Below are 7,240 nucleotides of genomic sequence, written 5' to 3'. Positions count from 1 at the left end.
GCGACGCCCCCTCGAGGGGGAAGCGCGCAGCGCGTCGGGGGTGGGCCCTACCGTCTATAGCTTGCACTCGCCGACGTAGACGTCCTGGTACTTGTCGAACACCTTGCCCACCAGCTTGTTGGTGATGCGGCCGCTGCCGTCCTTGTCGACGACGCGCAGGTAGTAGGACTGGATCGGATAGTGGTTCTTGCCGTAGGTGAAGCTGCCGCGCACCGACGGGTAATCGGCCTTTTCCAGCGCGGCGATGATGGCCGCGCGGTCCGAGGCCTTGCCGCCGGCCTGCTTGACGGCGGCATCCATCGCCATGATGACGTCATAGGCCTGGGCGGCGTAAACCGACGGGTAACGGCCGTTGTATTCCTTGCGGAAGGCGTCCACGAAGACCTTGTTCTGCGGCACGTCCAGGTCATGCGCCCACTGCGCCGTGTTGTACATGCCCAGCATGGGTTCGCCCACGGCCTGGATCACGTCTTCGTCGGCCGAAAAGCCCGGACCGATCAGCTTGACGCTTTGCGACAGGCCGGCCGACACGAATTGCTTGACGAAGTTGATGCCCATGCCGCCCGGCAGGAAGATGTAGACGGCGTCCGGCTTGGCGGCGCGGATCTGCGCGATTTCAGCGGCATAGTCGATCTGGCCGAGCTTGGTGTAGACCTCGTCGCCCGGAGCGGTCTTGTAGCCGCGCTTGAAGCCGGTCAGCGCATCCTTGCCTGCCGGATAGTCCGGCGCCATGATGAACATCTTCTTGAAGCCGCGATCCGCCGCGACCTTGCCGGCCGCTTCATGGAAGGCGTCGTTCTGATAAGACGTGCCGAACCAGTAGTTGTTGCACTGGGCGCCGGCAAACTGGCTGGGGCCCGGGTTGTTCGACAGGTAGGGCACCTTGGCCGCGAACAGCGCGGGGCCAACGGCCAACGCCACGTTCGAACCGATGGGGCCCGTGAAGAAATCGATCTTGTCGCGCTGGATGTAGCGCGTGACCAGCTGGCGGGCCTGGTCGGGGTTGCCGCCCATGTCGGTCTGCACGAACTCGGCGGGCTGTCCGCCCAGCTTGCTGCCCAGTTGCTTGATGGCCAGGTTGAAGCCGTCGCGGGCTTCGGCGCCCAGCGCCGAGAACGGGCCGGAGATATCGTTGGCGATGCCGACCTTGACGGCATCCGCCATGGCCACGGCCGGCACCAGCGCGGCGACGGCAAAAAGGGAAGTGATCAAACGCATGGTGGTGTGCTCCGTGCGCGAGCCCGCGCAGAGGGTGTTCTTATTGAAGGTGCGATTCGAATGACTTCTGTGCCCGGCCTGCCGGCGCCGTTGCGCCGCCGTCAAACTGGCGCTTGCAAAGATATTGCTTGCTACGTCAGGATCCCGTTGTGAGAGCATAGGGAATACTGGCGTGGTTCATAGTTTAGGTTTAAAGTATTGTGCAAAACAAGACTAGGGTTTTTACCGAAGGGTTATTACCAGGGACGACTTCCAGGGACGATTTCCACGGACGATTACCAAGGGGTTTTCACTAACGGGTTTTCCAACCATCTACCGCCATGGTCACCCTCTACCGCCACTATGACCGCGCAGGCCTTGATGTCCAGTACAACGCTCGCGCGACAGTACCCGACATCCAGCCGATACTCAAGAAATACGCCGACGACAGCGCTGCGGCGCGGCAGTCGCTGACCTGCCAGCTGGACGTGCCGTTCGGCGACCATCCCGACGAACTTCTGGACATCTTCCGTCCCGCGGCCAATGCGTCCAGCACGGCGGGCGCGCCCGTCTTCGTATTCATCCACGGCGGTTACTGGCGCCTGTTGTCCAAGAACGAATCCAGCGGCATGGCGCCCGCCTTCACGCAAGCGGGCGCCGTGGTCGTGTCGGTGAATTATTCGCTGGCCCCCGCCGTGACGCTGGACCGCATCGTGGACCAGAACCGGCGCGCGCTGGCCTGGGTTCACCACCACATCGCCGACCATGGCGGCGACCCCCGGCGCATCCACGTCTGCGGCAGTTCCGCCGGCGGACACCTGGTGGGCGCTCTGTTGGCGGGCGGCTGGCACGCCAGCTACGAAGTCCCGCACGACGTGATCCGCGGCGCGGCGCCGCTATCCGGCCTGTTCGATCTGCGCCCGCTGGTGCACACGCACATCAATGAATGGATGCGCATGAGCGAGGCCGACGCCATCCGCAACAGCCCCGCCCTGCATCTGCCGCCGGCGGGCTGCCCGCTGGTGGTCAGCTACGGCGAATCCGAAACCGACGAGTTCAAGCGCCAAAGCGACGACTATCTGGCCGCCTGGCATGAACGCGGCTTTCCCGGCCGCTATGTGCCGATGCCCGGCACCAACCATTACGACATCGTGTTGACCCTCAACGATCCCGCCAGCCCGCTGACCCGCGCCATCTTCGAACAGATGGGTCTGGCGCCCGCTTCCTCACGCATTCCCGGTATCCTCCCTAGCCATGACTGACGCTCCCGACCTGGAATCCCGCGCCGCGCCCGACGACCACCACGCGCTTCGGCTGTGGCTGCGCATGCTGACCTGCGCCAATCTCATCGAAGGCGAGATCCGCAGCCGCCTGCGCAACGAGTTCGACACGACGCTGCCCCGCTTCGACCTGATGGCGCAATTGCAGCGCGCTCCCAAAGGCATGAAGATGGGCGACCTGTCGCGCCACATGATGGTCACCAACGGCAACATCACCGGCATCACCGATCAGCTGGAAAAGGAAGGCCTGGTCGTTCGGACCAAGGTGGAGTCCGACCGCCGCAGCTCGCTGATCAAGCTGACGCCGCAGGGCAAGAAGACCTTCGCCCGGATGGCGCGCGCCCACGAATCGTGGGTCAAGTCCATGTTCGGCGACCTGCCCGAATCCACCCGCAATGCGCTGTTCCAGGCCTTGGGCGAACTCAAGCTGCAGGTGGTCGCCACCCGGTTGGAATCCGCCAAGGGCTAACGGCGCCATCCCGGGCCGCGGGCGCTGAAATCCGCGTCCGGTTTGGCGCATAATTGCCGCCATGATTCCGGTATCTCTTCCTGGCGGTAATTTCTATGTGCTGATGGCGGCCTCGCTGGCCTGCCTGGCCACGTTGCTGACCTGGCTGGCCGTCCTGGCCACCACGCGCAGCGCCCGGCTGTGGCTGGGCGACCACCGGCGCACCGGCACCGTGCTGATGACCTTCCTGGCGCTGGTCGGCGCCATCTTCCCCTACCAGCAGTTCAGCCTGTGGTTTTCGGCCCACCGCGACGCCCAGGCCGACGCCGGCCGCAAGACGACGCTGACCCAGGCCACCCGAGTGGCTGGCGTGGACATGCCTGCCGGCACCGTGCTCAGCCTGACCCGCCCGGGCGAACTGGCCTCGTTCGACCGCGCCGTCTTCCCCGACACCCAGCCCGCGACCGTCCAGGGGGTTGCCGCCACGCAGCTGTTCCGCTATGCCGCCACGCCCAAGCAACCCGAGACCCTGTCGGCGGAGATTGCGCGCGACCAGGCGCTGGAAGGCTGGTTGTGCGCGCATGGCCACCGGATCGAATTCGCGATGCACGGCGGCCTGCCCCGCTTCGCAAGCTGTCACCTGGCCGTGGGCAACACGCTGGATCAGCAGCCCGTGCCGCCCGGCGCCTGGCTGAAGGTCGACGAGGCGGCGCGCGGCACCGCGGCGGACACGTCCGGACCCGCGCCGCGCTGGTTGCTGCGCACCGAAGGCAGCGAGGCCATGACCCTGCGCCAGATGCCGCTATTGAAGCTGGACATGCGCCTGGACGGGCAGCGCCGGCTGCTGGACTTCGAAGGCCTGCTGGCGCGCGAAACCGTGCTGGGCGCCATGACCTACCCGCCCGGCACCCGCGTGCTGGCCGCGAACCCGCGCCTGCCCGGCGCCCAGTCGGGCGACCTGCTGTTTTCACCGTCGCGCGGGCGCTCGGCCCGCCGCGAGGGCGGCGAGGACGTCGCGGCCGGCCAATCGGTATTGCAGGCGCCGGACGGCACCGTGCGCAGCGTGCTCAGCAACCGCGACGCCGGGGTGCTGGACGTGGCCGCCATGCGGATGGCCCCCTGACCGCCGCCTGACAAACGCCTGCCGCAAACCGGTGGGATAATACGAAGCTTTCCCCCGCGCGCCGCCTTGCCTGGCGGCGATTCCGTCCTGCCCATTCAAGAGACGAAGTCATGGCCGTTAATTTGCAGATCCCCTCCGAGTCCGAAATTTTTCCTGTTGCCGGCATTGAAATCGGCGTCACCGAGGCCGGCATCCGCAAAGCCAACCGGCGCGACCTGACCGTCTTCCGCCTGGCCGAAGGCACCAGCGTCGCCGGCGTGTTCACGCGCAATCGCTTCTGCGCCGCGCCCGTGCAGGTCTGCCAGGCCCATCTGGCCGCCGGCGGCCCCATCAGCGCGCTGGTCATCAACACCGGTAACGCCAACGCCGGCACCGGCGAAGAAGGCCTGAAGAAAGCCCAGGACACGTGCGCCGCGCTGGGCAAGCTGCTGGGCGTGCCCGCCGCGCAGATCCTGCCCTTCTCCACCGGCGTCATCCTGGAACCGCTGCCGGTGGACCGCCTGGTCGCGGGCCTGCCGGGCGCCATCGCCGATCTGGCCGCCGACCACTGGTCCAGCGCTGCCCACGGCATCATGACGACCGACACGCTGCCGAAGATCTCGTCGGCCAAGGTGCAGATCGACGGCAAGACCGTCACGTTCACCGGCATCAGCAAGGGCGCGGGCATGATCCGCCCCAACATGGCCACGATGCTCAGCTTCCTGGCCACCGACGCCGGCATCGCGCAACCGCTGCTGCGCCGCCTGGCCGTGGAAATCGCGGACGCGTCGTTCAATCGCATCACGGTCGACGGCGACACCTCCACCAACGACTCCTTCATCATCGCGGCCACGGGCAAGTCGGGCGTGAACGTCAATAGCGAATCCGACGCCGCTTACGCCGCCGTGCGCACGGCCCTGACCGCCGCCGCGCTGGAACTGGCCACGAAGATCGTGCGCGACGCCGAAGGCGCCACCAAGTTCATGACGATCCGCGTCGAAGAAGCCGGCACCACGGAAGAAGCGCTGAAGGTCGCCTACGCGGTGGCGCATTCGCCGCTGGTCAAGACCGCCTTCTTCGCGTCGGACCCCAACCTGGGCCGCATCCTGGCCGCGATCGGCTACGCCGGCATCGATGATCTGGACGTGTCCAATATTCGCCTGTGGCTGGACGATGTGCTGGTGGCCAAGGACGGCGGCCGCAATCCCGACTACCAAGAGGCCGACGGCCAGCGCGTGATGAAGCAGGCCGAGATCTCGGTGCGCATCGCGTTGGGCCGCGGCCAGGTCGCGGACACGGTCTACACCTGCGACTTCTCGCACGAATACGTGACCATCAACGCCGACTACCGTTCGTGATCGGCCATGAGCGCAAGCGAATTCACCACCCTTATCCAGCGCGCCGAGCGCGTGCTGGCGCAGCTTGAGGCCTTCCTGCCTCCGGCCCCGCCCGACATCGACTGGAGCGCCCACGCGTTCCGCTGGCGCAAGCGCGGGTCGCGCGGCTGGCTGGACGCCGTGCGCCACGTCGCGCGCATCGACATGCACGACCTTCAGCACATCGAGCGCCAGAAGGCCACCATCGACCGCAACACCGTTCAGTTCCTGGAGCACAAGCCGGCCAACAACGTGCTGATGACCGGCGCCCGCGGCACCGGCAAGAGCTCGCTGGTCAAAGCCATGCTGGCGGCCTACGGCGACCGCGGATTGCGCCTGATCGAAGTAGACAAATCCGACCTGGGCGACCTGGCCGACATCGTCGAGCTGGTCGCCGCGCGCCCCGAACGCTTCATCGTGTTCTGCGACGACCTGTCGTTCGAGGAAGGCGAGCCCGGCTACAAGGCGCTGAAATCCGTGCTGGACGGCTCGGTGTCGGCGTCGGGCGACAACGTGCTGATCTACGCCACGTCCAACCGGCGCCACCTGATGCCGGAATACATGAGCGAGAACCTGCAGGCCAAGCATCAGCCCGATGGCGAAATCCATCCGGGTGAAACGGTTGAAGAGAAGATCTCCCTGTCCGAGCGTTTCGGCCTGTGGTTGTCGTTCTACCCCTTCAAGCAGGATGACTACCTGGACATCGTCTACCACTGGCTGCGCGAGCTGGGCTGCCCGGAGGCGCACATCGAGCCTTCCCGCACCGAAGCGCTGCAATGGACGATCGAACGCGGTTCGCGTTCGGGCCGGGTGGCGTACCAATTCGCGCGCGATTGGGCGGCCCGCCATGTCTGAGAAGATCGTCGACGTCGCCGCCGGCCTGATCCTGCGCCCCGACGGCAAGCTGCTGCTGGGCCAGCGGCCCGAAGGCAAACCGTGGTCGGGCTGGTGGGAGCTGCCGGGCGGCAAGCTCGAACCCGGCGAAACCGTGCTGCAGGCGCTGGCCCGCGAATTGCACGAAGAAATCGGCATCCGCGTCACGCAATCGCGCCCGTGGGTCACCTACGTGCACGTGTACCCGCACACCACGGTCCGGCTGGCGTTCTGCCACGTTACCGGCTGGGAAGGCGAACCCCAGGGCCTGGAGAACCAGCGCCTGGAATGGGTCGACCCGGCCAACGCGGCCTCGGTGGGCGACCTGCTGCCGGCCACCCTGCCCCCCTTGCGCTGGCTGCAACTGCCCACGACCTACGGCATCAGCTCGATCGGTTCGCGCGCGGGCGTGGCCGCATTCCTGGGCCGCCTGGACGCGGCGCTTGCGCGCGGCGTGAAGCTAGTGCAACTGCGCGAGCCGCAATGGCCCGACGGCGCGGGCGCAAGTTCCCTGCATGAGGTGCTGCAGCAGGTGGTCAAGCGCTGCCGCGCGGCGGGCGCCCGAGTGCTAGTCAACAGCGCGCACCCGGCCGCATGGTGGAAGGAAGCCGACGGCGTGCACCTGCGCACCGCGGACGCGGCGCGGTTGTTGGGCCGCCCGGAATTGCCCAAGCAGGCGCTGGTCGGCGTGTCGGCCCACGACAACGCCCAGATCGTGCATGCCCGCAACATCGGGGCCGACTTCGCGGTGCTGGGCCCCGTGCTGGATACGCCCAGCCACCCCGGCGCGCAAACGCTGGGCTGGGAAGGTTTCGTGGAAGGCAATCGCGACGCGGGCATCCCGGTCTTCGCGCTGGGCGGGCAATCCACCCAGACCGTGTCGCAGGCACTGCGCCATGGCGCGCATGGCATTGCCGGGATACGCGGCATCCTCTGACGCCAACCCCGCCGGGGGGGGGGGGGG

7 protein-coding genes are annotated in these 7,240 nt (G+C 67.0%); 6 read left to right on the top strand and 1 reads right to left on the bottom strand.

Annotated elements, in window-relative coordinates; all coding sequences use genetic code 11:
• Positions 1-54: 54 nt before the first annotated feature.
• A complete protein-coding gene (locus tag ACE039_RS13515) occupies positions 55-1,218 on the bottom strand; it encodes an ABC transporter substrate-binding protein (protein ID WP_105560335.1) in 1,164 nt (387 codons plus the stop codon).
• A 320-nt stretch (positions 1,219-1,538) separates the two neighbouring features.
• Here ACE039_RS13515 and ACE039_RS13510 point away from each other — a divergent pair, with 320 nt between their 5' ends.
• The 6 genes from ACE039_RS13510 to ACE039_RS13485 all read left to right on the top strand — a co-directional run bounded on the left by ACE039_RS13510 (position 1,539) and on the right by ACE039_RS13485 (position 7,213).
• A complete protein-coding gene (locus tag ACE039_RS13510) occupies positions 1,539-2,459 on the top strand; it encodes an alpha/beta hydrolase (RefSeq protein WP_485822596.1) in 921 nt (306 codons plus the stop codon).
• Positions 2,452-2,946 (top strand): MarR family winged helix-turn-helix transcriptional regulator, encoded by a 495-nt coding sequence (locus ACE039_RS13505; RefSeq protein ID WP_105560333.1) that lies wholly within the window; start codon positions 2,452-2,454, stop codon positions 2,944-2,946. Before ACE039_RS13510 ends, ACE039_RS13505 begins: the two co-directional genes overlap by 8 nt.
• Positions 2,947-3,007: 61 nt before the next feature.
• Complete coding sequence (locus ACE039_RS13500; protein WP_485822595.1) at positions 3,008-4,048, top strand: hypothetical protein; 1,041 nt, start codon at positions 3,008-3,010, stop codon at positions 4,046-4,048.
• A gap of 110 nt (positions 4,049-4,158) precedes the next feature.
• Entirely contained in the window at positions 4,159-5,385 is a 1,227-nt protein-coding gene (gene argJ / locus ACE039_RS13495; protein WP_485822594.1) for a bifunctional glutamate N-acetyltransferase/amino-acid acetyltransferase ArgJ, read from the top strand.
• Positions 5,386-5,391: 6 nt separating this feature from the next.
• Positions 5,392-6,258, top strand: coding sequence for an ATP-binding protein (locus tag ACE039_RS13490; RefSeq protein WP_448710176.1), 867 nt, complete (start codon positions 5,392-5,394; stop codon positions 6,256-6,258).
• Positions 6,251-7,213, top strand: a complete 963-nt coding sequence (locus tag ACE039_RS13485) for a Nudix family hydrolase (protein ID WP_485822593.1) — start codon at positions 6,251-6,253, stop codon at positions 7,211-7,213. Before ACE039_RS13490 ends, ACE039_RS13485 begins: the two co-directional genes overlap by 8 nt.
• Positions 7,214-7,240 lie beyond the last annotated feature (27 nt).

The organism is Achromobacter maghribensis, assembly GCF_057334215.1.
This window is presented reverse-complemented; position numbering and strand designations above follow the sequence as displayed.